Genomic DNA, 26,113 nt, shown 5'->3' with positions numbered 1-26,113 from the left:
AGGAAGGTGTTGTCCCATGATAAAACAAAAGTTAGTTCTCATAGGAAATGGAATGGCAGGGGTAAGAGCCGTAGAAGAAGTGTTGAAAATCAACCCAGAAAACTTTGAAATTACGATTTTTGGCACAGAGCCCTATCCGAATTACAATCGAATTCAGTTATCTAAGGTGCTTCAAGGTGGTACTTCGGTAAGTGACATTACTTTGAATGAGTGGGAATGGTACGAAGATAATAAGATCCGGTTTTATCCCGGAGAAAGTGTTACATCTATTAACACAAAAACACAAAGTGTGAGCACAGATAAAGGACGAATAGAGTCCTATGATCAATTAATTATTGCGACAGGATCTAACCCATTTATGCTTCCGTTACCTGGAGCAGATAAGGAAGGGGTTAAGGCGTTTCGGAACATAAAAGACTGCGAAGAAATGATTGAATATTCAAAAAGATATAAGAAAGCGGCGGTCATTGGTGGAGGCCTACTTGGACTGGAAGCAGCAAGAGGGCTCCTGAACCTCGGAATGGAAGTAGATGTCATTCATATTTATGATTACTTAATGGAGCGTCAATTAGATCGAACGGCAGGAAAGTTACTGCAAGTAGAGTTAGAGAAACAGGGCATGAACTTTATTTTACAAAAAAATACCGCAGAAATTACAGGCAGAAAACATGTAACAGGATTAAAGTTTTCTGATGGCAGCAAAATTAAAGCTGATTTAGTGGTAATGGCTGTTGGGATAAAGCCGAACGTCGCTTTGGCTCAAGAAGCAGGAATTCCAGTTAACCGCGGGATCATCGTTAATGATTATTTAGAAACAGAAATCCCCAATGTATTTGCTGTTGGAGAATGTGCCGAGCATCGCGGGATTGCATATGGATTAGTGGCACCGTTATATCAACAAGGACAAGTGTTAGCAAAAAGACTTTGTGGGATTAGAGATGAAGGCTACCAAGGGTCTGTCCTTTCTACTCAATTAAAGGTTTCTGGTGTCGATGTTTTCTCAGCAGGGAAAATCAATGAGGATGAGAGTACAAAAGTTTATAAAACCTACGACGATTGGAATGGTGTTTATAAAAAGGTCTTAATTGAAAACGGAAAAATTGCCGGAGCTGTACTGTTCGGTGATACGAAGGATGGAAATAAGTTATTTAATTTTATTAAAAATGAATCACGGATTGAAGAATATTTAGAGTCATCACAAAGTGTTATTTCTGAGGTGAATACCGTTGCTGATATGTCAGATGATGAACTCATTTGCGGTTGTAACGGTGTCACAAAAGGAAGTATTGTAGAGGCAATTAAGGCAAATGGCTTAACCACTGTCGACCAGGTAAAAGGCTGTACGAACGCATCCCGTTCATGCGGGGGCTGTAAATCACTCGTTTCTGATCTACTTGCCTGCACGCTTGGTGATCAATATCAGGCGGATCAAAAGGAAGCAATCTGCGGCTGTACGACATTATCGAGAGATGAGGTCTTGGCAGAAATTCGTGAAAAAGGGCTTACCCATATCCGCGAGGTAATGAACGTCCTGGAGTGGAAAACAGATGGCTGTTCGAAATGTAAACCTGCATTAAATTATTACTTAGGAATGATTGATCCCTTAAAATACCAGGATGAGAAAGAAGCAAGGTATGTAAATGAAAGGATGCATGCGAATATCCAAAAGGATGGGACTTACTCCGTAGTTCCAAGAATGTATGGCGGCGTTACAACATCCGAGGACTTACGAAAAATTGCCGATGTCGCGGATAAATATAAGGTAGGTATGATTAAGGTTACTGGCGGTCAACGAATTGATTTGCTAGGAGTATATAAGGAAGATTTGCCAAAGATATGGGCGGAATTGGATATGCCTTCTGGATCAGCTTACTCTAAAGGGCTTCGAACGGTAAAAACCTGTGTGGGTGAAAGTTACTGTCGATTTGGCACTCAGGATTCAATAGGGATGGGAATTCGACTTGAAAAGAAATTTGAAGGTTTAAACACTCCACATAAAGTGAAAATGGCTGTTTCTGCCTGTCCACGTAACTGTGCAGAAAGCGGCATAAAGGATGTAGGGATTGTCGGAGTTGAAGGTGCATGGGAAATGTATGTGGGCGGAAATGGAGGAACACATTTACGCGAAGCAGATTTGTTATTTAAGTTTAAAGATGGAGATGACCTGGTAGAGATGATTGGTGCATTCCTCCAATATTATCGTGAAAGTGCAAAATATCTAGAGAGAACCTCCGCTTGGGTTGACCGTTTGGGGTTAGAGCATATTAGAGAAGTCTTATCCGATGAGTTAATGGTCAAGGAATTCAATAATCGAATCAATGAAGCCTTATCTGTGGTTCAAGATCCATGGAATGAAGCGATTCACAATAAAAATCTCTTAAGAGATTTATATCAAACTGTAAAAATATGATAATTGAGGAGGAGTTGGAGCTTATGGAAAAGACAATGCGCAGTGTGTTCATCGGGGAAGTTGCAGATCTACCGCAAAAGTTAGGAAAAACAGTAACCATCGGCAATAAGGAAATTGCTGTTTTTAAGACGGAAAATGGTGATATCCGAGCGATTGAGAACCGCTGCCCCCATAAAGGTGGAGTCCTTGCTGAAGGAATACTAAGCGGCGACTATGTATTTTGTCCAATGCACGATTGGAAAATCAGCATTACAGACGGCAAAGTACAGGCACCGGATGTAGGATGTGTCCAGACGTATCCGGTTGAAGTCAAAGAAGATCGAGTTTATATCTTAATCCATGAAAAAGTGGGTGGGGAAGGAAATTGTTCTACACCATTGGCAAAAGGAGTTTAGGAGGTTCATAGTGACCGAACCGGAAGAGAGAGAGTAGGGTTTGGCTCACTATACGAAGTTCATATTAATGATACCTTAAATCTTTTAGGGAAGTGAATAGGGTGACGATTGTAAGTCCAAATCAAGTTGTGGACAGTATGATAAAAGCGGGTGAAGTGAAGGCAAAATTACCAGTGAAGGATTTGCTCATTCGTGGAGGTTTAGGCGGTGCGTTGCTCGGTTTTGGAACGACATTAGCTTTTACGGCTGAGGTCCAAACCGGACTAGGGATTGTAGGAGCGTTACTTTTTCCAGCAGCGTTTGTCATTATCATTCTCCTCGGTTTAGAATTAGTTACAGGTAGTTTCGCTCTGATACCCGTTGCAGTAATGGCTAAAAAAGCAACAGCAGCCAACATGATGAAAAACTGGTTTTGGGTCATCGTCGGTCATGTGTTAGGAGCTGTTTTTTACGCAATCCTCTATATCATAGCACTCACACAGTTCGGTCAAGTCACCAACCACGCTGTTGCAACAAAAATTCTAGCAGTGGCGGAAGCCAAAACGCTTGGGTATAAAAATCTTGGTGCAGAAGGTTTACTGGTTGTATTTGTAAAAGCGATGCTTTGTAATTGGATGGTGACGCTTGGGGCTGTAATGGCCATGACGACAAAGTCTGTTATGGGGAAAATTGCCGCCATGTGGCTTCCAATCTTAATCTTTTTTGCGCAGGGCTTTGAGCACGCAGTGGTGAACATGTTTGTCATTCCAGCTGGCATGATTCTTGGTGCGGATGTCACAATTGCAGATTGGTGGGTATGGAATCAAATCCCTGTATTAATTGGAAATTTAGTCAGCGGTGTTCTTTTTACAGGAATTGCACTCTATTACACTCATAAAAATGCAGATTCCAAAATGATTCTAGAACTGCCACAAACAAAGAAAGCGATAGCGAGTACACAGCGATAAATTGGAGGGGTGAGTATGAAGAAGGCATATATCGTTGGAGCAGGTCCTGGTGACCCGGATTTACTAACAGTTAAAGCGTTAAGATGTATTCAGAAAGCAGACGTGATTCTTTATGACCGGCTGGTTAATCCAGAAATTTTAAAGGAAGCAAAACAAGATTGCCACTTCATTTATTGTGGTAAAAAACCAAATTACCATACACTCCAGCAAGAAACTATTAATCATCTTTTAGTCAAATACACGAAACAGGGGAAAAATGTTGTTCGATTAAAAGGTGGAGACCCGTTTGTATTTGGGCGTGGGGCGGAGGAAGTAGAAGCTTTGGTAAAACAGGGGCTGCCAGTTGAAGTAGTTCCCGGGATCACAGCAGGGGTAGCAGCACCTGCTTATGCTGGGATTCCGATAACCCATCGTGAACTAGGCAGCTCTTTTGCGATTGTAACGGGTCACAAGCCAAAGGGAAAACCTACCGACATAAATTGGAAGAGTCTAGCAACTGCTGTTGATACACTGGCCATCTACATGGGAATGACAAACCTACCATATATTTGCGAGGAATTAATGAAGCATGGAAAAAAGGCAGAGACCCCTGTTGCTATCATACAACAAGGGACAACAAGTGCGCAGCGTACGGTAACAGGTACGTTGAGTTCTATTGTTGGCATAGTAAAAGAAGAAGAAATTCAAAATCCTGCTATGATCGTTGTTGGAGAAGTTGTCACTTTCCGTGATAAAATAAATTTATTAGTAGAAGGAGAGAAGGCGGAAAGTTATGCAACAATGGCTTAAAGAAGTCGCAAGAGGAAAAAGAGGGTCAAAAGATTTAGATTATCAACAAACCACAGAAGTTGCCCAAACAATCATAAATGGGGACGCAACAGATGCTCAAATCGCTGCTTATTTAATTGCACTGCGTTTGAAAACGGAGTCGCCTGAAGAACTGTTAGCGTTCGTCCATGCCTTTGGGGATAACAGTGAAAAGATAGATTCGATCCAGCAGCCAATAATTGATTTAGCCAGTCCTTATAATGGAAGAAACACTTTTGCGGGAAGCATTCCGACTGCAATTTTAATGGCTGAATATGGATTACCGGTATTTTTACATGGCAGTGATGCATTGCCGCCAAAATATGGTATTGCGATGAATGAGATTCTATCCCTTTTAGGAGTAGAAATATCTCAAAATGCTCCGCGTTTAGCAAAAACAATAACAGAAGCAGGAATTGCTTTTGCCTCAACCGAAGAATTTTGTACTAGCTTAGGAAGGTTGCGGAAAATTCGTGAAGAGCTTGGAGTTAGAACTCTTCTAAATACAGTTGAGAAATTATTAAATCTAGCGAATGCAGATTCAATCATGATGGGTGCGTATCACCGAACAGCAATTAATAAAATCGCTCCTATTTTCAAAAGACTTTCCTATAAAAATGTGTATGTGGTGCAAGGGATGGAAGGATCTGAAGATTTACCTGTTCATCGCAATAGCTTTATTTTTAAAATAACAGACAATGAGATGGAATCTTTCATTGTTAATCCAGGGGAATATGGACTGACGGCACCCGAAATGGAAAAAGATATCAAACTATCAGCTAGGGTTCAATCAGATATTACGATGGCGCTTCTAAGTGGAGAACAATCTAAATTTCTCCAAACCTATTATAATCAGGTGCTGTTTAACACGGGAATACGGTATCATCTTTTTGGGGCTGTTCCAAGTGTTGGAGAAGGGATTGAAATTGCAAAAGAGCAGCTCAAAGCACAAAAAGGACTGCGTCAATTAGAAAAATGGAAAGCAAGTCAACAAAAAATGTAATTGCCTAAATATTGCGTTCTGGACGGTACTTGTGTCTAGGGCGCTTTTTTATTTTTTGGGGGGCGGGCAATATGGGAAAATTTATTTTTCTAAATTTTTTGTTTTTCTTATTTACATAAAACCTATTGGTATGGTAGGATTAATTTCAACAAATACCAAATACTTATCAAGAGAGGCTGAGGGACTGGTCCGATGAAGCCCGGCAACCTGCTTTGCAAGGTGCTAATTCCAGCAAAATGGACCTCATTTTGGGAGATAAGGCGTTAAACAAACGTGAGATGCCTTCCTTTTTTGGGGAAGGCTTTTTTGATGGACAAAGGAGGATTATAGGAATGACTACACTGGTTACGTATGAAAACTGGAATCAAATATCCGATACGTTTCCTATCGAGGATAAAACGAAGGGAGCAATATCGGTGTTGAAGTGGGCGTACAGCTCATATCCAGAAGAACAAATTGTCTATGCATCCAGCTTTGGTGCAGAAGCAATCGTTTTAATCGACCTCATCCAGCAGGTAAAGCCGGATGCGCATATCGTTTTCTTGGATACAGGCCTGCACTTCCCAGAAACATATGAGGTTATTAACAAAATTGAAAATCGTTTTCCTTCATTAAAAATTGAGCGAAAACTACCAAAGCTAACCCTTGACGAGCAGCGTGAGCAATATGGTTCAGCTCTTTGGAAGCGGGAGCCGAATCAATGCTGTAATATCCGAAAAGTAATTCCATTAAGGGAAACGCTAACGGCAAAACAAGCGTGGATCTCAGGGCTTCGCCGGGAACAATCGCCAACTAGAGCAAACACTCAATTTCTTAATAAAGATGATAAGTTTCAGAACATAAAAATCTGTCCGCTGATTCATTGGACATGGGATGAAGTTTGGGCCTATATCAAGGAAAAAGACCTCCCTTACAATGCTTTGCATGATCAAAATTACCCTAGTATCGGCTGTTTTCCTTGTACACAGCCTGTGAGTGCAGATGGTGATTCTCGTGCAGGACGCTGGGTGGGAAGCGGCAAGACGGAGTGTGGGTTGCACACATCCTAAAAGGGGGCTTTTAGTTTGCTCACAATTATAGCAGTTACGATAGGGTTATTTTTTGCAATTAATATTGGTGCTAGTGGTGCAGCTGCTTCAATGGGGATATCTTACGGAGCAGGAGTGGTTAAGAAAAAGCTGGCACTGTTACTATGCGGTATTACTGTATTCTTTGGGGCTTGGCTAGGCGGCGGAGAAGTGGTAAAAACCATTGGGAGTGGAATTGTTCCAAACAGCACATTTACCGTACCCGTCGCGCTTATCGTTTTAGCTTCAGCTGCACTTTCATTATTCTTAGCGAATATATTCGGGATTCCACTTTCTACTAGTGAAGTAGCAGTAGGGTCAGTGGTAGGGGCGGGAATCGTTTATCAATCCGTATTTGTTAGTAATCTAGCATGGATTATGGTCTTTTGGCTCCTAACACCTTTTGCGGCATTCTTGATTGCCATTTTGGCTGCGAATTTATTAAAGATTAAGACTCTGAAACGCTGGATGGAAGCGCCAAAAGCCATTCCGATTCTTTCCGTTCTTGTTGTATGTATGGGATTATTTGAAGCTTTTTCAGCGGGGATGAACAATGTGGCAAATGCAGTTGGACCACTTGTCGGGGCTGACATTATGTCGACTAGCAGCGGCATTTTCTGGGGCGGTCTTTTTGTTGCAGCAGGTGCGGTCCTGTTAGGCCATCGTGTTCTTGAAACAAATGGTAAGAAAATTACCACTCTCCGTTTGGAAGAGGGATGTGTCATTTCAGGAACGGGAGCAGCCATTGTCACCGTAGCTTCTGTTTTTGGGATTCCAGTACCGCTGACTCAAATCACGACATCTTCGATTATCGGCATCGGCTTTGCCAAGCATGGGAAGTCTGTCTTAAAAAAGGGTATAGTGGTTCAGTTACTTACTGTGTGGATTGTTTCACCTGTATTATCCATGGTGCTTTCCTACACACTCATCCAATTGCTGATTGAGCATAACTTTTACCCAATTGTTGCAATGGCAGGTGTTTTAATCTCCGTATTTGGGGTGTCGTCATTGATGAAAAGGTCCAATCAACCAGTCACAGAAGTAGCAGAAAAGTAGTTTGATAGCTTACCAAAAAACATTACGATTTCAACGATAAATTCATTATCGCTGATATAAATCTCAATTAAGAGGATTTTTAATTAAAAAACGCAAATTAAATGAAGAAAGGTTTGATTCTGTTGTCATTTTTACCAACACCTCATGGAGGTAAACTAATCCAAGCATTTGATCCAAACTATGATGTAACATCCATCGTAAAAGAACTTGAAATCGACGCCATTGCCTTAAGCGATTTAGAGTTAATTGGTGTTGGGTTATTTAGTCCACTAACCGGTTTCCTTCGAAAAGTAGATTATGAAAACGTAGTAGAGAATATGCGTCTTGCGGATAATACGATTTGGTCTATTCCCGTTACACTTCCTGTTTCCTATGAAACTGCAGCGACACTTGAAGTAGGGGAAGAAATCAAGCTTGTTTTTAATAAAGAGGTATATGGGGTTATTAAAGTTTCAGAATGGTATGAACCAAATCTGGATAAAGAAGCGGTTGAAGTTTATAAAACGCTAGAAACTGCGCATCCAGGAGTTAAGCGTCTGTATGAAAGAGGACCTGTCTATGTGGCCGGGGATATAGTGTTAGTTAAAAAGCCGGAAAAAGGAATCTTTGGTGATGTCTGGTTCGAGCCGAAAGAAACACGTGCATTGTTTGAAGAAAAAGGCTGGAAAACAGTTGTAGGTTTCCAAACGAGAAATCCGATTCACCGCGCCCATGAATACATTCAAAAAGCAGCACTTGAAACGGTTGATGGATTGTTCGTTAACCCGCTTGTTGGGGAAACGAAATCTGACGACATCCCGGCTGATGTTCGCCTAAAGAGTTATCGTGTCCTGCTTGAAAATTACTACCCAGCAGAACGTGTACAACTTGGTGTTTATCCTGCTGCTATGCGTTATGCAGGACCAAGAGAAGCGGTTTTCCACGCGATTGCCCGTAAGAACTTTGGCTGCACACATTTCATTGTCGGCCGTGACCATGCAGGTGTAGGTAATTATTATGGTACTTACGATGCTCAATTCATTTTTAGTGAATTCCCTGAAGGTGAACTTGGCATTAAACCATTATTCTTTGAACATAGCTTCTATTGCAATAAGTGTGAAGGAATGGCTTCTGATAAAACTTGCCCGCACAGCAACGAAGACCGAGTGATTCTTTCTGGAACAAAAGTAAGGGAATTGCTTCGTGCAGGACAGCTTCCTCCATCCACATTCAGCCGTAAAGAGGTTGTTGAAGTGCTGATTGAGGGAATGAAAGAAGAAACGACGGTTTAAGGAGGAAAAATAATGACTAAAGCTACGAATATTACTTGGCATGCTAGTACTGTTACCAAATCCGACCGTCATGCTCAAAATGGTCATGGAAGTTGTGTTCTATGGTTTACAGGACTTTCTGGTTCTGGTAAATCGACGATTGCAAATGCCGTATCAAGCGCCTTGTACCGTCAGGGGATCAATGAATATGTTCTAGATGGGGATAATATCCGCCATGGATTAAACAAGGATCTAGGTTTTTCTGACCATGACCGGACAGAGAATATTAGAAGAATTGGTGAAGTTGCAAAATTGTTTGTAGATAGCGGTGCAGTTGTAACGACAGCATTTATCTCGCCATTTCGCTCCGATCGCGACCAAGTTCGAGCACTTTTTGAAGAAGGCGAGTTCCTTGAAGTATTTGTTGATTGTCCGATTGAAGAATGTGAAAAACGTGACCCAAAGCAGCTTTATGCAAAGGCTCGCCGGGGGGAAATAAAGGATTTTACGGGGATTGATTCTCCTTATGAGGCACCGGAACTTCCAGAAATCACGGTCCGTTCTGACCTTTTAACAGTAGAAGAAGCAGTGAATCATATTTTTAGTTATCTTCAAGATAAAAACATTCTCTAACTGGAGCCGAAAAAGAAAGGATGGTTGATCAATGGTTGGCAAGGTTTATTTAGTAGGTGCGGGTCCCGGGGATCCAGATTTAATTACAGTAAAAGGATTGCGCTGCCTGCAGCAAGCTGATGTCATCCTCTATGATCGGCTGGTAAATCCTGAACTTTTGGAGAATGCGAAAGAGGGAGCACAACTTGTCTATTGCGGTAAGCTCCCACATTATCATACAATGAAGCAGGAAACCATTAATCACTTCCTAGTGAAATACGCCAAAAAGGGATACACAGTAGTCCGTTTAAAAGGGGGAGACCCTTTTGTTTTCGGACGCGGAGGTGAGGAAGCAGAGGAATGCGCTAGGCATAACGTGCCATTTGAAATTGTTCCAGGAATTACTGCTGGAATCGCGGCTTCGGCTTACGCGGGTATTCCTGTTACTCATCGATCCCTAAGTAAAAGCTTCGCCTTTATTACTGGACATCAGGCTGGTGATGCTTGTGCAGAACACCAGTGGGCACATTTGGCAAAGGGAGTAGATACTATTTGTGTGTACATGGGAGTGTCCCATCTTTCGACGATAACCAAATATTTAATCCTTAATGGGAAGTCTCCACAGACTCCTATCGCTTTAATTCATTGGGGTACATTAAGCGACCAGAGAACAGTGGTGGGAACGCTTGAGAATATTGAAGAAGTGGTAGAAAGAGAGCAGATTACCAATCCAAGCATGATTGTGATTGGGGAGGTAGTCAATTTGCACAAAAAATTGAATTGGTTTCAAGAAGAAATTGTACCAAAGATTCCAATAGCCAGCCGGTAATAGTAGAAGGGAGCACATAGTATGAAAGCAATTCTTTATATCGGCCACGGTACTCGCTCAAAAAAAGGGGCGGTCGAGATTAGAGCCTTTATCGAGAGGGTGAGGGCGAGAATTGATGTATCGATTCAGGAGCTGAGTTTCCTAGAGCTCACAGAGCCGCTGATTGAAGAAGGCTTTGAAAAGTGTGTGCAGCAAGGGGCAACCCAAATCGATGTGGTTCCACTGTTTCTTTTAGCTGCCGGACATATAAAGCGGGATATCCCAGAAGCTTTATCACCATTAATTGCTAAATATCCTACTATTCCGGTAGAAATAAAGAATCCTTTCGGAGTGCAGGAAGTCATTTTGGATGGTGTCGCTGAATTAATAAGGGATTCTGCAGGTGAAGTTGATCGTGCAGACAGGTTATTAATTGTTGGTGTGGGCAGCAGTGACCCCGATGTTCATGTGAACTTTGGAAAGATTGCGGATGGCATTGAGGAGCGGCTTGGACCTGAAAGGGTATCTGTTTGCTATTTCGCTGCAACCGAGCCGAGATTAAATGAGGGCTTGGAGACGATATCGGAGGGAGCAGAAGGCCGAGTAATTGTGGTTCCTTATATGCTGTTTACCGGTCTTCTTCTTGCAGAATTATACAAAATCGTTCGATTACGTCAAAAAGAGGGTCAGAGTATTCTTTGCACCCCAGCTTTAAGCAACCACACTGTGATTGAAGATATCGTAATCGAACGCGCCATTGGTGAGTAGAGTCTAAAATTTGGTTAAGAGTGACCGAAAGCTGGATGGAGAAGCGGTTTGGGTCAATGTAGAGGTGTTGGAGTGACCGAAACCTGTCATGAAAAGGAATTTGGGTCAATGCAGATGCGCTGGAATGACCGAAACTCGATACGAAAGTTGATTTGGGTCAATGCAGAGGTGCTGGAGTGACCGAAACCTGATATGAAAGTTGATTTGGGTCAATGCGGAGGTGCTGGAGTGACCGAAATCCGAAACGGATAGGAATTTGGGTCAATGCAGATACGCTGGAATGACCGAAACTCGATACGAAAGTTGATTTGGGTCAATGCAGAGGTGCTGGAATGACCGAAACCTGATACGAAAGTTGATTTGGGTCAATGCAGAGGTGCTGGAGTGACCGAAACCTGATACGAAAGTTGATTTGGGTCAATGCGGAGGTGCTGGAGTGACCGAAATCCGAAACGGAAAGGAATTTGGGTCAATGCAGACTTTCTATAGTGCCCGAAAACGAATTCCAAAGAGGATTTGGGTAAACTATAAAGCCCTTATAGCGCCGAAACCCAATTTCCAGAAGAATTTTGGTAACTTTAACTTTTTAAATAGAGAACTAGGTCAACAAATAGACCAATTTATTTCTAGCAGCCTCTAAAAAATACTGTATGATAAGTTTATATTCCATAGTGAGGTGGATAACGTTGCAACTTCAGGTAATGAACAGTCCGTTTAATCAGGAGCAAGCGGAACTCCTAAATCGTCTTTTACCTACTTTTACCGAATCTCAAAAAGTTTGGTTGAGTGGGTATCTAGCAGGTGCAGCTTCGGCACCAATTGCTTCTGTCCTAGGTGTACCAGGCCAACAAGGAAGTACAGAAGGTGCAGCTTCAAAAGAAGTAACCATTCTATACGGTTCACAAACAGGTAATGCGCGTGGCCTAGCAAAAAAGGCTAGTACAACGCTTGAAGCGAAAGGTTTTCAAGTAAGTGTTTCCGCTATGAGCGATTTTAAGCCGAACAATATTAAGAAGGTAAAAAATATACTTATTATCGTAAGTACACACGGTGAAGGTGATCCACCGGATAATGCAATAACATTCCATGAGTTTTTACATGGGAAGCGAGCACCGAAGCTTGAGGACTTAAACTTTTCAGTCCTATCTCTGGGAGACAGTTCTTATGAATTTTTCTGCCAAACAGGAAAACAATTTGATGCTCGTTTGGAAGAACTTGGCGGAACTCGACTCTATCCACGATTTGATTGTGACTTAGATTACGATGAACCAGCAGCAGAATGGCTTGAAGGAGTTATCAGCAGCCTAGGTGAAGCAAAGGGAGCTACTCAAGCACTATCTCAGGCAGCATCCACACAAACGGTGGAATCAACCTACTCTAGAACAAATCCGTTTCGAGCAGAAGTGCTTGAAAATCTCAATTTAAACGGACGAGGATCTAATAAAGAAACAAGACATCTCGAGTTGTCACTCGAAGGATCTGGACTAAGTTTCCAACCAGGTGATAGTCTCGGAATCTATCCAGAAAATGATCCAGAACTGGTGGAGTTACTTCTTGAAGAATTGAAATTCAATTCAGAAGAAAGCGTGACGATCAATAAGCAAGGTGAAGTTCGTTCTCTTAAAGATGCCTTCACCACGTACTATGAAATTACGACATTAACAAAACCGCTTCTTGAAAAAGTAGCAAAACTTACTGCAAACAGCGAATTACAGGAACTTCTAAATGACAGTGAAAAAGTAAAATCCTATCTTGAAGGACACGATTTACTCGATGTGGTACGTGAATTTGGCCCGGTAAATAGCTCTTCTCAAGAGTTTGTTTCAATACTTAGAAAAATGCCTGCACGTTTATATTCGATAGCAAGCAGCTTAACTGCGAATCCAGATGAAGTTCATTTAACGATAGGTGCTGTCCGTTACCAGGCACATGGTCGTGACCGTAAAGGTGTCTGCTCTATTTTTACCGCAGATCGCTTACAGCCGGGTGACAATGTACCGATCTACATTCAGAACAATGAAAACTTTAAGCTTCCAGCGAATCCTGAAACTCCAATTATTATGGTTGGCCCAGGGACAGGAGTTGCACCTTTCCGCTCCTTTATGCAAGAGCGTGAGGAACAAGGAGGAGAAGGAAAATCATGGATGTTCTTTGGTGACCAGCATTTTGTGACAGACTTCCTTTACCAAACAGAATGGCAAAAATGGCTGAAAGATGGCGTTTTAACCAAAATGGATGTTGCTTTTTCTCGTGACACAGCTGAAAAAGTCTATGTACAGCATCGCATGCTAGAACAAAGCAAGGAATTGTTTGAATGGCTTCAAGAAGGTGCTCACCTTTACATTTGTGGTGACGAAAAACATATGGCACATGACGTTCATCAAACACTTATCAACATTATTGAAAAAGAAAGCAGCATGAGCCGTGAGGAAGCAGAAGCCTACTTAGCAGACATGCAGCAGCAAAAACGGTACCAGCGAGATGTGTATTGATACAGTAGTGGAAGGAGATTTTTCATAAATGGTGAAGCAAAAATTAATGGCACCGGATGGCGCGCCAAGTGATGTTGAGCGCATTAAACGAGAAAGTAACTATTTACGCGGAACACTGAAAGAAGTCATGCTTGATCGAATCAGTGCAGGAATTCCAGACGACGATAACCGCCTAATGAAACACCATGGCAGCTATTTGCAGGATGACCGTGATCTTCGCAATGAACGCCAAAAGCAAAAGTTAGAGCCTGCTTACCAGTTCATGCTTCGTGTGCGTATGCCAGGTGGTGTGGCTACTCCAGAACAATGGCTTGTCATGGATGATTTAGCAGAAAAATATGGAAATGGTACACTAAAACTAACTACTCGAGAAACATTCCAAATGCACGGAATTTTGAAATGGAATATGAAAAGCACGATTCAGGAAATCCATGCATCTCTTTTAGATACGATTGCAGCTTGTGGAGATGTAAACCGAAATGTAATGTGCGCCTCGAACCCATATCAGTCTGAGGTCCACGCGGAAGTTTACGAATGGTCGAAAAAATTGAGCAACGACCTATTGCCACGAACAAGAGCGTATCATGAAATTTGGCTTGATGAAGAAAAAGTGGCTGGAACACCAGAGATAGAAGAAGTCGAACCAATGTACGGCCCGCTTTATTTACCACGTAAATTTAAGATTGGTATTGCTGTACCCCCATCGAATGATATTGATGTCTTTTCACAAGACCTTGGACTTATTGCAATTGTGGAAGAGGGGAAACTAGTCGGCTTTAACGTAGCAATTGGCGGAGGCATGGGGATGACTCATGGAGACAAAGAGACGTATCCACAGCTTGCCAAGGTAATCGGCTTTGTTAAACCAGAGCAAATCTATGATGTAGCTGAAAAAGTGATTACCATTCAACGTGATTACGGAAACCGCTCAGAACGTAAAAACGCACGTTTCAAGTATACTGTCGACCGATTAGGGCTTGAGACAATAAAGGAAGAACTAGAAGAGCGCCTTGGCTGGAGTCTTGGTGAAGCAAAGCCTTATCATTTTGATAACAATGGCGATCGCTATGGCTGGGTGAAGGGCATTCGTGGAAAATGGCATTTAACACTGTTTGTTGAAGGTGGACGTGTTGCGGATTTTGATGGTTATAAGCTGAAGACAGGCTTACGGGAAATTGCCAAAATACATACAGGTGATATCCGTCTGACGTCTAATCAGAATATAATCATTGCTGATGTATCAGCCCAGAAAAAGAAGAAAATTAATGAATTGATTGAACAATATGGTTTAACGGATGGTGAGCATATTTCAGCACTCCGTCGTAGCTCGATTGCTTGTGTTGCTCTGCCAACATGCGGTTTAGCAATGGCAGAAGCAGAACGTTATTTGCCAGGTCTAATCGATAAAATCGAAGAAATTGTGGACGAAAACGGTCTTCGAGATAAAGAAATAACCATTCGTATGACAGGATGTCCGAACGGCTGTGCACGTCATGCACTCGGAGAGATAGGTTTTATCGGTAAGGCACCAGGAAAATACAATATGTACTTAGGAGCCGCCCATGATGGCAGCCGCTTAAGTAAAATATACCGAGAAAATATCGGCGAAGAAGAGATCTTGAGCGAACTACGTGTCATTCTTTCGCGTTACGCAAAAGAACGCGAGCAAGACGAGCACTTTGGTGATTTCGTTATTCGTGCTGGAATTGTCCAGGCTACGACAGATGGCACAAATTTTCATGCTTAATCTTAAAAAAGAGACAGAAATCCTGTCTCTTTTTTTTATGCAAAATAGTCAGAAATTTTAAAATTCGTCTAGTTTTGTCATATTTTAACTTGTTTTATCGAAACGATTTAATAGATTTAAATACATGCTATAATTCTGTTCATGACTAATATATTAAAGCAACTAGATAATTAATTATATTGTTTAGAGGTGTGTTTTTGTTATGAAGATAGTAGATTTAGAAGAGGCAATTAATGAGAAAAGAGCTGAGATGATAGAAATAGGAATGGCCAAAGGACTTTCTAGTGAAGAAACAATTGTTTGCAGTCAGGAACTTGATAGACTACTTAATGAGTATAGAAGTTTAACTGTAAAACAGGGAAGTTCTAAATCAACATTAATACTAGATGATCTTTTTGCTAGTGTTCAGCATTTAGTAAAATTAATTTCAAGACCTTACAGATTTATGATTCCATACAAAAGTAATAGACTTTCATAATTAAATCGAAAAAGGTATGTTTAGACCCACCCATATGACCAAGATGGGTCTTTTTTTTGCAAAAATTCTTACGTACGCTGGATCGTAGAGGTAGAAAAGCTTTTTACCATTTTCTGCAGGTTTCTATGTGCTTCTCTTAGTTTTATCGTTTCTTCGATGATTTTTTGGAATCCTTCAATGTCTCTATCAGATGCATATAATAGTGTCTTTGGTACTCCTTCAGCGATTTGTTGTAGGGTAATATCTTGGCTCATAGCAATGACCACCTTTCAACTTATTCAATAGACTTGTTTTTCGTCTACTTTAATAGTTTTAGAAAAAGGTGGGTTTCTCCTGCTTTGACTGTAAAAAACTTATCTACATGAATCACCAGATTCTTTAAGAAATAGGAACGTTCTTGCAAATAACGACGGGAAATCGGTAGAATTGCCAGTCATTTGTAGAAAAATATTTAAAGAAAATTCAGTTAATATCAAAGGGCTGATACAAAAAAGGAAGGAAATTTTGCAGAATACTAGAATATTAGGTTGACTTACCTAATGTTTGTAATATAATAAAACCAATAGATTTACTGGGGATTTAAAAAGAGGTGGAAAAAATGTACTTAACGATAGATAAAATCGAAAAAAGTTTTATTAATGATAGAAAAGAACATGTAAAAGTTCTCGACGGGATTAATTTGAATGTTAAAAAAGGAAGCTTTGTTTCCATTGTAGGACCTTCAGGATGTGGTAAGTCTACATTGCTATACCTTATTGCTGGACTGGACAAATCAGATAGTGGAGAAATACGTGTTGATGGAAAATTGGTAACAAAACCTGGACCAGAGAGAGTCGTGGTTTTCCAAGAAGCAGGTTTGTTTCCATGGCTCACCGTTTTAGAAAATGTAACCTATGGGCTGATTCTGAAAAAGATGCCCAAAGAAGTAGCGAAAGCAAAGGCACTTGACGTTTTAAAAATGGTTCACCTCAGCCGTTATGTGAATTCCTATCCTCATGAATTATCTGGTGGGATGAAGCAAAGGGTGTCCATTGCAAGAGCACTGGTTATGGAACCAGACATCCTGTTAATGGACGAGCCTTTTTCAGCACTTGATGAACAAACGAGAATGGTGCTGCATAAAGAGTTGCTCGAAATTTGGCGGAAAACAAAAGTTACGATCTTTTTTATCACTCACAATATTAGGGAAGCCGTACTTCTTTCAGAGGAAGTGGTCGTTTTTGCAACACGTCCAGGGAGGATTAAGGAGATTATTCCAGTTCCAACCATGAAAGACGGGGTTACACCGGATAGCATTACTTTAAATACAGAACAACGAATATTATCAATTTTACAGGACGAAATCGAAAAAGTATTGAAGGAGGAAATGGGTGATGACTACAGCTTTAAGACGGATCATCTTCATCGCGGTGATAGCGGTGATATGGGAAGTCACATCTAGATTTTCCAGCCTTCCGGATTTTATGTTTCCAAGTTTGACCCAAGTATTAGAAACGCTTTTTAATGGCTTACTAAGTGGACAAATTACCCTTGCCATCGGAAAAAGTATGGGACGTATTTTATTAGGATTTACGATTGCAATTGTGGTCGGATTGATTCTTGGTTATTTCATTTGGCGGTATAAATTAGTTGAAGACACACTTGGTTTTGTCGTAACAGCACTTCAATCCATTCCAAGTATTGTTTGGTTCCCACTCGCGATTATTTGGTTTGGTTTAAACGATTTTTCCATCTTGTTCATTGTTACCATCGGAGCCACCTGGACAATGACGGTGAATGCTACAAGCGGCTTTAAAAACGTTCCACAACTATATCAGCGAGTTGCCAAGGTGTATGGTTCAGGCGGGATTCATTTTCTTCGCACGGTAATTCTGCCAGCATCTGTCCCGCAAATTATATCAGGACTTCGGATTGCTTGGGCATTTTCCTGGCGTGCACTGATGGCCGGTGAGCTTCTCGGCGGCGGTGGCGGACTTGGACAACTGCTTGAAATGGGTCGTTCACTTGGTCAAATGGATTTAGTTATTTCTGTCATGATTATCATCGCGATAATCGGAACCATTGTCGACAATGTTGTCTTCTCAAGACTTGAACGAAATGTAGAAGTAAAATGGGGTATTAGAGGAAGAGCTTAATTAAAATTATAAAATTGCCAGGAGAGAAAAATTTATGTTGAAAAAATCTATGCTTTATTTATTCATCACGGTATTGTTTATTGGATTACTTAGTGGATGTGCTCAATCTTCAAATGAAGGTGAAGGTGGAGAGGTGAAAACCGTTAAGATTGGATATTTTCCAAACCTAACTCATATCGCAACCATCGTGGCACTTGAAAAAGGCTATTTTGAAGAAGCCTTTGGTAAAGATGTAAAGATTGAAACGAAAACAGTTGCAAATGGCGGATTATTTATGGAAGCAATGGCAACCAAAGCAATTGACGTTGGTACCGTTGGACCTGGTCCATTACTTAACTTTTATGTGAAAAACAAAGAATACCATCTGATCTCAGGTGCGGTTAATGGCGGAGCGGTTCTGGTCGCTGCTGAAGGCAGCGGTGTTGAAAAATTAGAAGATTTAGATGGTAAAAAAGTAGCGATTCCAGTCATTGGAAGCACTCAGGATGTTATGTTACGAAAAGCTTTAAAGGATGCTGATTTAAAAGCAAAAACAAGTGGCGGTACGGTAGATTTATTTGCTGCAGCACCTGCAGACACGGCGTCTCTTTTCATTCAAAAGCAAGTAGATGCAGCTGCAACACAAGAACCTTGGGGATATGTTCTTGAAAATCAAGCAAATGGTAAACTCCTTCTAGACTGGGATGAATTTGCATGGGGGAAAGAATCTACTAATACAGTAGTTGCTGCGAGAACTGACTTTTTGAAAAACAAAGACTTATCACAGAAATATTTAGATGCTCATAAAAAATCAGTTAAATTTATTCAGGACAATCCAGAAGAAAGTAAAGAAATTGTCATTAAGCATTTAAAAGATCTTACTGGTAAAGAGTTGAACAAAGACGAAGTAGACGCAGCGTTTTCACGTTTAGCCGTAACAACAGATGTTAATGAAAAAGTAATTCAGGAAATGGCAGATATCAGCAAAGAAGCAGGCTATATTCCAAGCAGTGATATAAAAGGTCTAATTGACTTGTCATTATTGAAGTAATTATTTAAAGGTTTTGGACTCGTTAATGGGTTCAAAACCTTTTTTAAGGTAAAATAAGGTGTGATTACATAGATGAAAGGGATGATAGGTATGAAATCAACGATTACTTGGACAGGGGATATGGCCTTTACCGGTACCACACCATCAGGACATGAATTAAGGATGGACGCAGCACCAGAAGTTGGCGGTCAAAATAGTGGTGCTAGACCTACAGAACTGCTGCTGTATTCTCTTGCTGGCTGTACAGGTATCGATATTGTGATGATACTGAAAAAAATGCGTTTAGAGCTGACAGGTTTTGCGATGAATGTAGAGGGGACCCGGGCAGACACGGAGCCAAAGAAATTTACAGATTTCCATATACACTACTTAGTAGAAGGCAACCTCCCAGAAGAAAAAGTCGTTCGTGCAATCCAACTATCAAAAGACAAATACTGCTCAGTATCCCATTCATTAAGCGCCAACATCGTAGCAAGCTACTCAATTAACGGAGTAAAAGGAAACCAGGTTTTATAATAAAAAAAGGATTCAGCTTTTTGCTGGATCCTTTACTTTCGTGTAGTGTTCATAAAATACTTTAAAGAGTCGTTCATCGCCACCTCTATCAGGGTGAAGGGCTTTTAAAATCTTCTTGTATTCTTTCAAAATGACTTCTGAATCTGCCCCAGGATCTAAGCCTATCAAGGACGTTAAGGTCAGGGGTGGAGTCTCCGACAAAGCATACTCTGCTTTTAGCATTCTTTTTAGTGATCTATTCTTTGCCTGTTCAATCCGGATAGAAGTTTTTAATTGTTCGATCTCTTCTTTGAAAGTTTGATTCTCACGAAACGTTTTTTCCCACTGATGAAAATCAACGCCAAACTGTTTTGTTTTGTTCTCAATACTCTTTTCTAAAATAAAGGACACTAAATCCACAGGATGGATCGAGTACTCAAGATTTAGATGCTTGGTCCTTTTTGCCTTTATTTTTCCATCGAGAATCCAACGGATGACAACCTGTTCACTATCTGTGATTCCGGCAACCCTTAACTGTTCGGTTACCTCTTTAACATTTAACATGCGATCAACTCATTCTTCATTCGTCTAGTCTTTACTAAACTCAATGTATCATAAGAAAACCGATAAAGGTTTACAGGACTATTTAATTTTTATTAAATATAGTTTTCAAAATGGAACTTAACGATTATCTACTTTTTCCGGATAAAGGTCATGGTTCATCAAGCGGAAAGTTGCCATTTCTTCATATTTGGTACCTGGTTTGCCATAGTTACACCACGGATCAATGGAGATTCCTCCGCGTGGAGTAAATTTGCCCCAAACCTCAATATAACGTGGATCAAGCAGCTTGATTAAATCGTTCATAATGATATTGACACAATCTTCGTGGAAATCACCATGATTTCTGAAACTAAATAGATACAGTTTCAGCGATTTACTCTCAACAATCTTTTTATCTGGAATGTACGAAATGTACATCGTTGCAAAATCCGGTTGATGAGTAAGCGGGCATAGACTAGTGAATTCTGGACAATTAAATTTCACAAAATAATCTCGATTTGGATGAAGATTATCGACTGCCTCTAGTACCTGTGGTGCATATTCAAATGAGTATTTTGTATTTTGATTACCTAGTAGTGTTAAATCCTTTAATCCTTCTTCGTGGCTACGGCCTGACATATATAAACCCCCTGTAAAATGTATCCCAACACTTTTGCGAAAGAGAGCACTCAGCTGTCGTTCTATTACAAACTATAGTGATAAAAAACAAAAAAGCCATGTCCGTTATGGACATGGCATAGAGTCATGTATCCATAGTTTTTTATAGAGGGTATCAGCTATGAACCTCTCTCGTTCAAGTACGAGTATTATCTTCTACATATAATATAGGACAGCTTACAAAACGTCAATTGAAAAATAATGGTTGAAAAATAATCCTAAAATTATAAAAGTTACTCTTTTAGATTTTTTATGATATTATACTAACAGAAAATAAAAGAGGTTTTTAGCACCCCTCGTAAAAAAAACTAAGATGAAGCAGTACTTCTATCTTGGGGTACTGCTTTCTCAATTTTGGAGGACTAAACCATGTATGGATTTAGAATCGTCGATAAACTACAGAAAATAGATGAAGACATTCAGCGTAAGGAATTAAAATATCATACGAAACGTGTGTTAGTGAGTAAAGAATTTACTTTTGATGCGGCACATCATTTACATTGCTATGAAGGAAAGTGCAAGAACCTCCACGGTCATACCTATAAAGTCGTTTTCGGAATCAGCGGCTATGTGGATGACAGAGGATTAATGATGGACTTTGGCGATATCAAGGAAATATGGAAAAGTGAAATTGAAATTCACCTTGATCACCGCTATCTAAATGAAACACTTCCACCGATGAATACAACAGCAGAAAATATCGTTGTTTGGATATATGAAAAAATGCAGGAAGCTTTAGGCAAAGAAGAGAACATGGATCGATTTCACGGAGCAAGAGTAGAATTTGTCCGCCTTTTTGAAACGCCTACCAGCTATGCAGAAGCTAGAAGGGAATGGATGGAAGAATGAGTAAACTTCCTGTTTTAGAAATTTTCGGGCCTACCATCCAAGGTGAGGGAATGGTCGTTGGTCAAAAAACCATGTTTGTCCGCACAGCTGGCTGCGATTACTCGTGCAGTTGGTGTGACTCAGCCTTCACATGGGACGGCAGCGCCAAGGATGATATTAAGCAGATGACCGCAGAAGAAATATGGTCAGAGTTAAAGTCAGCAGGCGGTGACAAATTCTCCTTTGTAACCATTTCAGGGGGGAATCCTGCACTGTTGAAAAACCTAGATTCATTGATTGATTTATTAAAAGAACAGAACATTAATATAGGAATTGAAACACAGGGAAGCAAATGGCAAGATTGGTTTTTAAAAATTGATGAACTGACCATTTCACCAAAACCACCGAGTTCAAAAATGGAAACTAATTTTGATATTTTAGATTCAATTTTTATTAATCTAGATGAAAACCAGTTTGAAAACAATGTAAGTTTAAAAGTCGTTATATTCGATGAAGCTGATTTAGAATACGCAAGAATGGTTCATAAAAGATATGAAGGTATTCCGTTCTACCTCTCTGTTGGAAACGATGATCTAACAAATGTCAATAACCAGGAATTGGTACAAAAGCTGCTGCTTAAATACGAGTGGCTGGTTAATTCAGTCGTCGAAGACAGTCAATTAAACGATGTCAGAGTACTGCCTCAATTGCATGCTCTGCTTTGGGGAAATAAACGCGGTGTTTAGATAGCAAGGCCCACCTAATAAGTGTTAGGTGGGCTTTTTTGTGTAGGTAGACCATTATTAAAAATACAGTTTAATTTCTTTTATTAAGTTAAGATGAAGTTTGCTTTAAGAGTAGGTAAATATGCTAAATATCGACACACACAAAATCTGGAAAAGTTTAAAATCGATTAGGTAGTTAAGGAGGCATTAAAAATCTGGAGGTGACATGGTATGAAGAATATTCTTCGAACCGCTGTCCAGCAAAGAAGGCAATATCTCATTGATAAACTGCTTAAAATTGGTGTATTCAAGAAAGAAGATCGACATCTTTATGAATGGACCTTAAGTGACCTAGAGAAAGAATACAAACATATCGAATCCATAACTATTAAGGGAAATTTGGAACAAGAAAACCAACAGCTGCAATAAAGAATTATACTTAATGAACATGTATGGCCGGTCATAAAGACCGGCTTTATTAATTAATCTTTTATTTTTTTTCCGTACCTAACTCGCCACGGTCTGCAGCCATCGGAGGTTGTTCCAACCATTTATTGTTTATCATTATATTGGAACCGTCCTCTGAATACAATTGAACTTCTAAAGATAATCTGTTAAACATGACCCCCAAATCCATCCGAGGACTTTGAGCTACACCCGTTCCGTAATAACCGATACTTAATGCAATTAACCCAGTTGTAAAGAACATCATTAGTTTATCGGAAAATGTGTACGAGGTACTGGTTGTTACTTCTGCAGAAAGTGAAGCCGGAACAGGTAAATTACATTCCTCTAATTTTGCTCCAAATACCTTAACATGTTTCTTTCCAATGTCAATTCCTCTAAGAAAAAACTTGGTAACTTCCCTGTCCTTTGAGACCTGACTAAATCCTATCAGGGTAGCTACACCTAATATGTTTCGTTGGATGTTTGCATATAGATTGCCTACTTCAGAGACAATTAAGGGTCTTTTTTCACCAATAACATCAAAAAGAAAAGCTTGTTTATTTACAAATTCAACCTTTTCATTAGGAATAAATGGAGACCTTACATAAAGACCCTTTGCCAACAATAAGTCCTTGGATACTTTGTATAATTGCATGGTTTCAGAGACGCATTCACTATAATAATCTGTAATATCTGTTCTGACTGCTGAACCGACACTGGCGGAATAATTGGTTAGTCCAATCTTCGCCATTTGATGGATAAACTGAAGTACATAGCTGTCTGTATATAATTTTGGAGCAGATAAATCTACGTCTTCTTCTACTTTAAAACCATAGGGGACAGCATAATCCTCTTGATTAAAGAAGACCGTTAATTTTTCTATATGTGTCTTTGATAATCGTAAGGCAAATTCAATAACAGATTTAATTTCAGGGTCTTCAACCTTTGCTAAAAAAAATGTTAGGACACAAACACTTCCACTGTCATTCATATATTGCGACCAAAGTTGAGCTAATTCTGCTGAAGTTATCTTTACTTTTCGATCATTCTCCATACTTTACCTCCAAAATTTGAATACCTACTACAATCTTTTCCATTGTTATTGATTATATGTATCACTGTTATCCTTTTTTGTGAATATTGAGCGTTTGGTACTAGTAAATGTAAGACTTATTTCTCATTAACTTTCATGATTTTCGTTTTAAAATGAAACGATATGTAAAAGGATAAAGAAGTTATCAGAGTTAAAGGGTGGTTAAGACGTGGGACGAATGGAACGAAGACAGAAAAGAAATGCGTCTAAACAACGTGATTGGAGTCAGTTTTTTAAAAAGGGTTTGGTTAAAAAGTTAATGATTGCAGGAATCATTGCCGCTTTATGTGGCTTACTGATTGTAAATATCTTTATTTGGACCAGTGATGTCAGTAAATTAAATAAGCCTGCGCCACAGCCAACCATTATCTACGACCGAAATGGGGAGATTGCAAGCAAGGTTTCAAACACCAGTATTGAAGGAGTAGCGATCAAACAAATCCCAAAAGAGGTCATCCATGCTGTGATAGCAACTGAGGATCAACGTTTCTACAAGCATCATGGAATCAATTATTTTGCGATTATGAAGGCTATGTTTAAAAACATGTTGAGTGGTGACATTGTTGCAGGCGGGAGTACTGTTACCCAGCAGCTGGCCAAGAATGCATTTTTGACACATGAACGGACGTATACTCGAAAAGTGAAGGAACTAATTATCACGAAGAAAATTGAACGTACTTACTCCAAAGACGAAATCATGGAGAGATACTTAAATCAGATCTATTTTGGCGAGGGTGCATGGGGTATCCAAAGGGCTGCTAAAACCTATTTTGGAAAAGAGGCTAGTGAATTAACCTTAAGTGAGTCGGCGATGCTTGCTGGGCTAATTAAAGCTCCATCGATACTTTCACCATTTAAGAATATGGAGAAATCAGTTGAGCGCAGGAATCTCGTTTTATCTTTGATGGAAAAGGAAGGATACATTAGTAAAACAGATGTTGAAAAAGCAAAAGAACAGCCAGTGGTATTAAATGAAGAAAAAGTAGATGACGAGTATGATGGCAAATACCCTTATTATGTGGACCATATAATAGAGGAAGCAATGAAGAAATATAAACTAACGAAAAACGAAGTTCTTTCTGGTGGTCTTCATATTTTTACAGAATTAAATCCAACCATTCAGAAGGCGACAGAAGAAGTCTATCAGAATGAAAATCTTTTCCCAGCGAGTCCAGACGATCAACTGCTCCAAAGCGGGGCCGTTTTCATTGAACCTGAAAGTGGAGGTATACAAGCACTTGTTGGAGGTAGAGGCGAACATACCTTTCTAGGGTTTAATCATGCCACACAATTAATTAGACAGCCAGGTTCGACCATGAAACCATTAGCTGTTTATACCCCTGCAATAGAACAAGGCTATGAAGTCTTTGATCTGTTAGAAGATAGACCTCTTAATATCGGTGGCTACCAGCCTAAGAATTATGATAAGCAATATCGCGGCGAGGTCACGATGTATGACGCAGTTGTGAATTCCTACAATGTTCCTCCAGTTTGGTTATTAAATCAAATCGGATTGGAAAAGGGTACGAAGAAAGTGGAAACATTCGGTATTCCTTTACAAGAAGAAGACCATTCACTCGGGATTGCACTTGGAGGTATGAACGAAGGAACTTCGCCATTATTTATGGCACAAGCCTACTCCGCATTTGCCAATAACGGAACAATGGTAGAGGCTCATTCTATTCAAAAAATAGAAGACGCAGATGGAAAGGTTATTGCGAAATGGAAGAGTAAATCGACTACAGTGACAAAACCTGAAGTTGCACAAAAAATCACCTACATGCTAAAAGGTGTTGTAAAGGAGGGTACTGGGAAGAAGGCTTTCATGAATGGCATTGATGTAGCTGGTAAAACAGGATCAACGCAGCTGCCGTTTGCGAATGACGGTGGAACGAAGGATCATTGGTTTGTTGGTTATACCCCTGACATTGTCGGAGCGGTCTGGTTAGGCTACGACCAAACGGATGAAAATCACTATCTAGACACATCAAGCAGTGGGACCACGCCAGTCATTTTTAAAGCAATAGTAGAGAAATCAAAATCAGAGCTTTCTGACGAGAAATTTGCCTTATCAAGTGTTGAGAAAAAATATAAGAACGAAATTAAAAAGATAAAAGAAAAACAAGAAAAGGCTAGAAAAGAAAAAGAAAAAGAGGAAAAGGCTAAGAACGAAAAAGAAAAAAACAAAGGGAAGGGGAAGGAAAAAAATAAGGGGAAAAAAGATAAGGATAAAAATAATGATGATGAAGATGAAGACGACGAAAATGAAGAAGATGAGGATGAATAATATCTGATTTTT

General features: G+C 40.0%; 27 protein-coding genes and 2 riboswitches. Of the genes, 23 read left to right on the top strand and 4 right to left on the bottom strand.

The genetic code is table 11. The annotated features are described in order from the left end of the window. Positions 1-16: 16 nt before the first annotated feature. The 15 genes from nirB to QUG14_RS05905 all read left to right on the top strand — a co-directional run bounded on the left by nirB (position 17) and on the right by QUG14_RS05905 (position 15,840). Entirely contained in the window at positions 17-2,410 is a 2,394-nt protein-coding gene (gene nirB / locus QUG14_RS05975; RefSeq protein ID WP_289339609.1) for a nitrite reductase large subunit NirB, read from the top strand. Further along, the gene (nirD, locus tag QUG14_RS05970) at positions 2,407-2,805 is read left to right on the top strand and encodes a nitrite reductase small subunit NirD (RefSeq protein ID WP_289339608.1); all 399 of its coding nucleotides are present in this window, start codon (positions 2,407-2,409) and stop codon (positions 2,803-2,805) included. Before nirB ends, nirD begins: the two co-directional genes overlap by 4 nt. Positions 2,806-2,906: 101 nt before the next feature. After that, entirely contained in the window at positions 2,907-3,752 is an 846-nt protein-coding gene (locus QUG14_RS05965; RefSeq protein WP_289339607.1) for a formate/nitrite transporter family protein, read from the top strand. Between the two features lie 15 nt (positions 3,753-3,767). Further along, positions 3,768-4,541 (top strand): uroporphyrinogen-III C-methyltransferase, encoded by a 774-nt coding sequence (gene cobA, locus QUG14_RS05960; RefSeq protein WP_289339606.1) that lies wholly within the window; start codon positions 3,768-3,770, stop codon positions 4,539-4,541. After that, positions 4,525-5,562 carry an anthranilate phosphoribosyltransferase gene (locus tag QUG14_RS05955; RefSeq protein WP_289339605.1) on the top strand — a complete coding sequence of 346 codons (1,038 nt, stop codon included), beginning with the start codon at positions 4,525-4,527 and terminating at the stop codon, positions 5,560-5,562. Before cobA (QUG14_RS05960) ends, QUG14_RS05955 begins: the two co-directional genes overlap by 17 nt. Positions 5,563-5,722: 160 nt before the next feature. Then, positions 5,723-5,824: riboswitch (SAM riboswitch) on the top strand. A gap of 70 nt (positions 5,825-5,894) precedes the next feature. Then, on the top strand, positions 5,895-6,611 hold the full coding sequence (locus tag QUG14_RS05950; protein WP_289339604.1) for a phosphoadenylyl-sulfate reductase: 717 nt from the start codon (positions 5,895-5,897) through the stop codon (positions 6,609-6,611). Positions 6,612-6,626: 15 nt separating this feature from the next. Continuing rightward, positions 6,627-7,685, top strand: coding sequence for a sulfate permease (locus tag QUG14_RS05945; protein ID WP_289339603.1), 1,059 nt, complete (start codon positions 6,627-6,629; stop codon positions 7,683-7,685). A gap of 101 nt (positions 7,686-7,786) precedes the next feature. After that, a complete protein-coding gene (gene sat / locus QUG14_RS05940; protein ID WP_289339602.1) occupies positions 7,787-8,956 on the top strand; it encodes a sulfate adenylyltransferase in 1,170 nt (389 codons plus the stop codon). A gap of 12 nt (positions 8,957-8,968) precedes the next feature. After that, positions 8,969-9,568, top strand: a complete 600-nt coding sequence (gene cysC / locus QUG14_RS05935) for an adenylyl-sulfate kinase (RefSeq protein ID WP_289339601.1) — start codon at positions 8,969-8,971, stop codon at positions 9,566-9,568. Between the two features lie 31 nt (positions 9,569-9,599). Next, on the top strand, positions 9,600-10,376 hold the full coding sequence (gene cobA, locus QUG14_RS05930; RefSeq protein WP_289339600.1) for a uroporphyrinogen-III C-methyltransferase: 777 nt from the start codon (positions 9,600-9,602) through the stop codon (positions 10,374-10,376). Positions 10,377-10,397: 21 nt separating this feature from the next. Beyond that, complete coding sequence (locus QUG14_RS05925; protein WP_289339599.1) at positions 10,398-11,123, top strand: sirohydrochlorin chelatase; 726 nt, start codon at positions 10,398-10,400, stop codon at positions 11,121-11,123. Between the two features lie 48 nt (positions 11,124-11,171). Next, entirely contained in the window at positions 11,172-11,303 is a 132-nt protein-coding gene (locus QUG14_RS05920; protein ID WP_289339598.1) for a hypothetical protein, read from the top strand. A gap of 506 nt (positions 11,304-11,809) precedes the next feature. Beyond that, entirely contained in the window at positions 11,810-13,615 is a 1,806-nt protein-coding gene (locus QUG14_RS05915; RefSeq protein WP_289339597.1) for an assimilatory sulfite reductase (NADPH) flavoprotein subunit, read from the top strand. Positions 13,616-13,643: 28 nt separating this feature from the next. Next, the gene (gene cysI / locus QUG14_RS05910; protein ID WP_289339596.1) at positions 13,644-15,362 is read left to right on the top strand and encodes an assimilatory sulfite reductase (NADPH) hemoprotein subunit; all 1,719 of its coding nucleotides are present in this window, start codon (positions 13,644-13,646) and stop codon (positions 15,360-15,362) included. 202 nt (positions 15,363-15,564) lie between these two features. Next, positions 15,565-15,840 (top strand): aspartyl-phosphate phosphatase Spo0E family protein, encoded by a 276-nt coding sequence (locus tag QUG14_RS05905; protein ID WP_289339595.1) that lies wholly within the window; start codon positions 15,565-15,567, stop codon positions 15,838-15,840. 68 nt (positions 15,841-15,908) lie between these two features. On the opposite strand, the gene QUG14_RS05900 is transcribed toward QUG14_RS05905, so the two are convergent. Then, the gene (locus QUG14_RS05900; protein ID WP_090759593.1) at positions 15,909-16,094 is read right to left on the bottom strand and encodes a hypothetical protein; all 186 of its coding nucleotides are present in this window, start codon (positions 16,092-16,094) and stop codon (positions 15,909-15,911) included. Positions 16,095-16,438: 344 nt separating this feature from the next. Between QUG14_RS05900 and QUG14_RS05895 the strand changes: the two genes are divergently transcribed. The 4 genes from QUG14_RS05895 (at position 16,439) to QUG14_RS05880 (ending at position 19,521) form a co-directional block, all read left to right on the top strand. Then, a complete protein-coding gene (locus QUG14_RS05895; RefSeq protein ID WP_289339593.1) occupies positions 16,439-17,281 on the top strand; it encodes an ABC transporter ATP-binding protein in 843 nt (280 codons plus the stop codon). Beyond that, positions 17,214-17,975: an ABC transporter permease gene (locus QUG14_RS05890; protein ID WP_289339592.1), complete on the top strand. Its 762-nt coding sequence runs from the start codon at positions 17,214-17,216 to the stop codon at positions 17,973-17,975. The genes QUG14_RS05895 and QUG14_RS05890 overlap by 68 nt, the downstream gene beginning before the upstream one ends. Positions 17,976-18,009: 34 nt before the next feature. Continuing rightward, positions 18,010-19,005, top strand: a complete 996-nt coding sequence (locus QUG14_RS05885) for an aliphatic sulfonate ABC transporter substrate-binding protein (RefSeq protein ID WP_289339591.1) — start codon at positions 18,010-18,012, stop codon at positions 19,003-19,005. Positions 19,006-19,095: 90 nt separating this feature from the next. Beyond that, positions 19,096-19,521: an OsmC family protein gene (locus QUG14_RS05880; protein ID WP_289344079.1), complete on the top strand. Its 426-nt coding sequence runs from the start codon at positions 19,096-19,098 to the stop codon at positions 19,519-19,521. A gap of 12 nt (positions 19,522-19,533) precedes the next feature. Here QUG14_RS05880 and QUG14_RS05875 read toward each other — a convergent pair whose 3' ends face one another. Then, positions 19,534-20,064: a hypothetical protein gene (locus QUG14_RS05875; RefSeq protein ID WP_289339590.1), complete on the bottom strand. Its 531-nt coding sequence runs from the start codon at positions 20,062-20,064 to the stop codon at positions 19,534-19,536. 117 nt (positions 20,065-20,181) lie between these two features. Next, complete coding sequence (gene queF, locus QUG14_RS05870) at positions 20,182-20,682, bottom strand: preQ(1) synthase (protein WP_289339589.1); 501 nt, start codon at positions 20,680-20,682, stop codon at positions 20,182-20,184. Between the two features lie 128 nt (positions 20,683-20,810). Then, positions 20,811-20,857, bottom strand: a riboswitch (PreQ1 riboswitch). A 233-nt stretch (positions 20,858-21,090) separates the two neighbouring features. Here queF and queD point away from each other — a divergent pair. The 3 genes from queD to QUG14_RS05855 all read left to right on the top strand — a co-directional run bounded on the left by queD (position 21,091) and on the right by QUG14_RS05855 (position 22,703). Beyond that, a complete protein-coding gene (gene queD / locus QUG14_RS05865; RefSeq protein ID WP_289339588.1) occupies positions 21,091-21,570 on the top strand; it encodes a 6-carboxytetrahydropterin synthase QueD in 480 nt (159 codons plus the stop codon). Next, positions 21,567-22,295 carry a 7-carboxy-7-deazaguanine synthase QueE gene (gene queE / locus QUG14_RS05860; protein WP_289339587.1) on the top strand — a complete coding sequence of 243 codons (729 nt, stop codon included), beginning with the start codon at positions 21,567-21,569 and terminating at the stop codon, positions 22,293-22,295. The genes queD and queE overlap by 4 nt, the downstream gene beginning before the upstream one ends. A 210-nt stretch (positions 22,296-22,505) precedes the next feature. Continuing rightward, on the top strand, positions 22,506-22,703 hold the full coding sequence (locus QUG14_RS05855) for a Fur-regulated basic protein FbpA (RefSeq protein ID WP_289339586.1): 198 nt from the start codon (positions 22,506-22,508) through the stop codon (positions 22,701-22,703). Between the two features lie 61 nt (positions 22,704-22,764). Here QUG14_RS05855 and QUG14_RS05850 read toward each other — a convergent pair whose 3' ends face one another. After that, on the bottom strand, positions 22,765-23,775 hold the full coding sequence (locus QUG14_RS05850; RefSeq protein ID WP_289339585.1) for a DUF3231 family protein: 1,011 nt from the start codon (positions 23,773-23,775) through the stop codon (positions 22,765-22,767). A 217-nt stretch (positions 23,776-23,992) separates the two neighbouring features. Here QUG14_RS05850 and QUG14_RS05845 point away from each other — a divergent pair, with 217 nt between their 5' ends. After that, positions 23,993-26,101, top strand: coding sequence for a transglycosylase domain-containing protein (locus tag QUG14_RS05845; RefSeq protein ID WP_289344078.1), 2,109 nt, complete (start codon positions 23,993-23,995; stop codon positions 26,099-26,101). Positions 26,102-26,113: the final 12 nt, after the last annotated feature.

The organism is Neobacillus sp. CF12, from assembly GCF_030348765.1.
GTDB lineage: Bacteria > Bacillota > Bacilli > Bacillales > Cytobacillaceae > Neobacillus.
The sequence above is the reverse complement of the archived record's forward strand: the minus strand, read 5'-3'. Positions and strand labels throughout refer to the sequence as shown.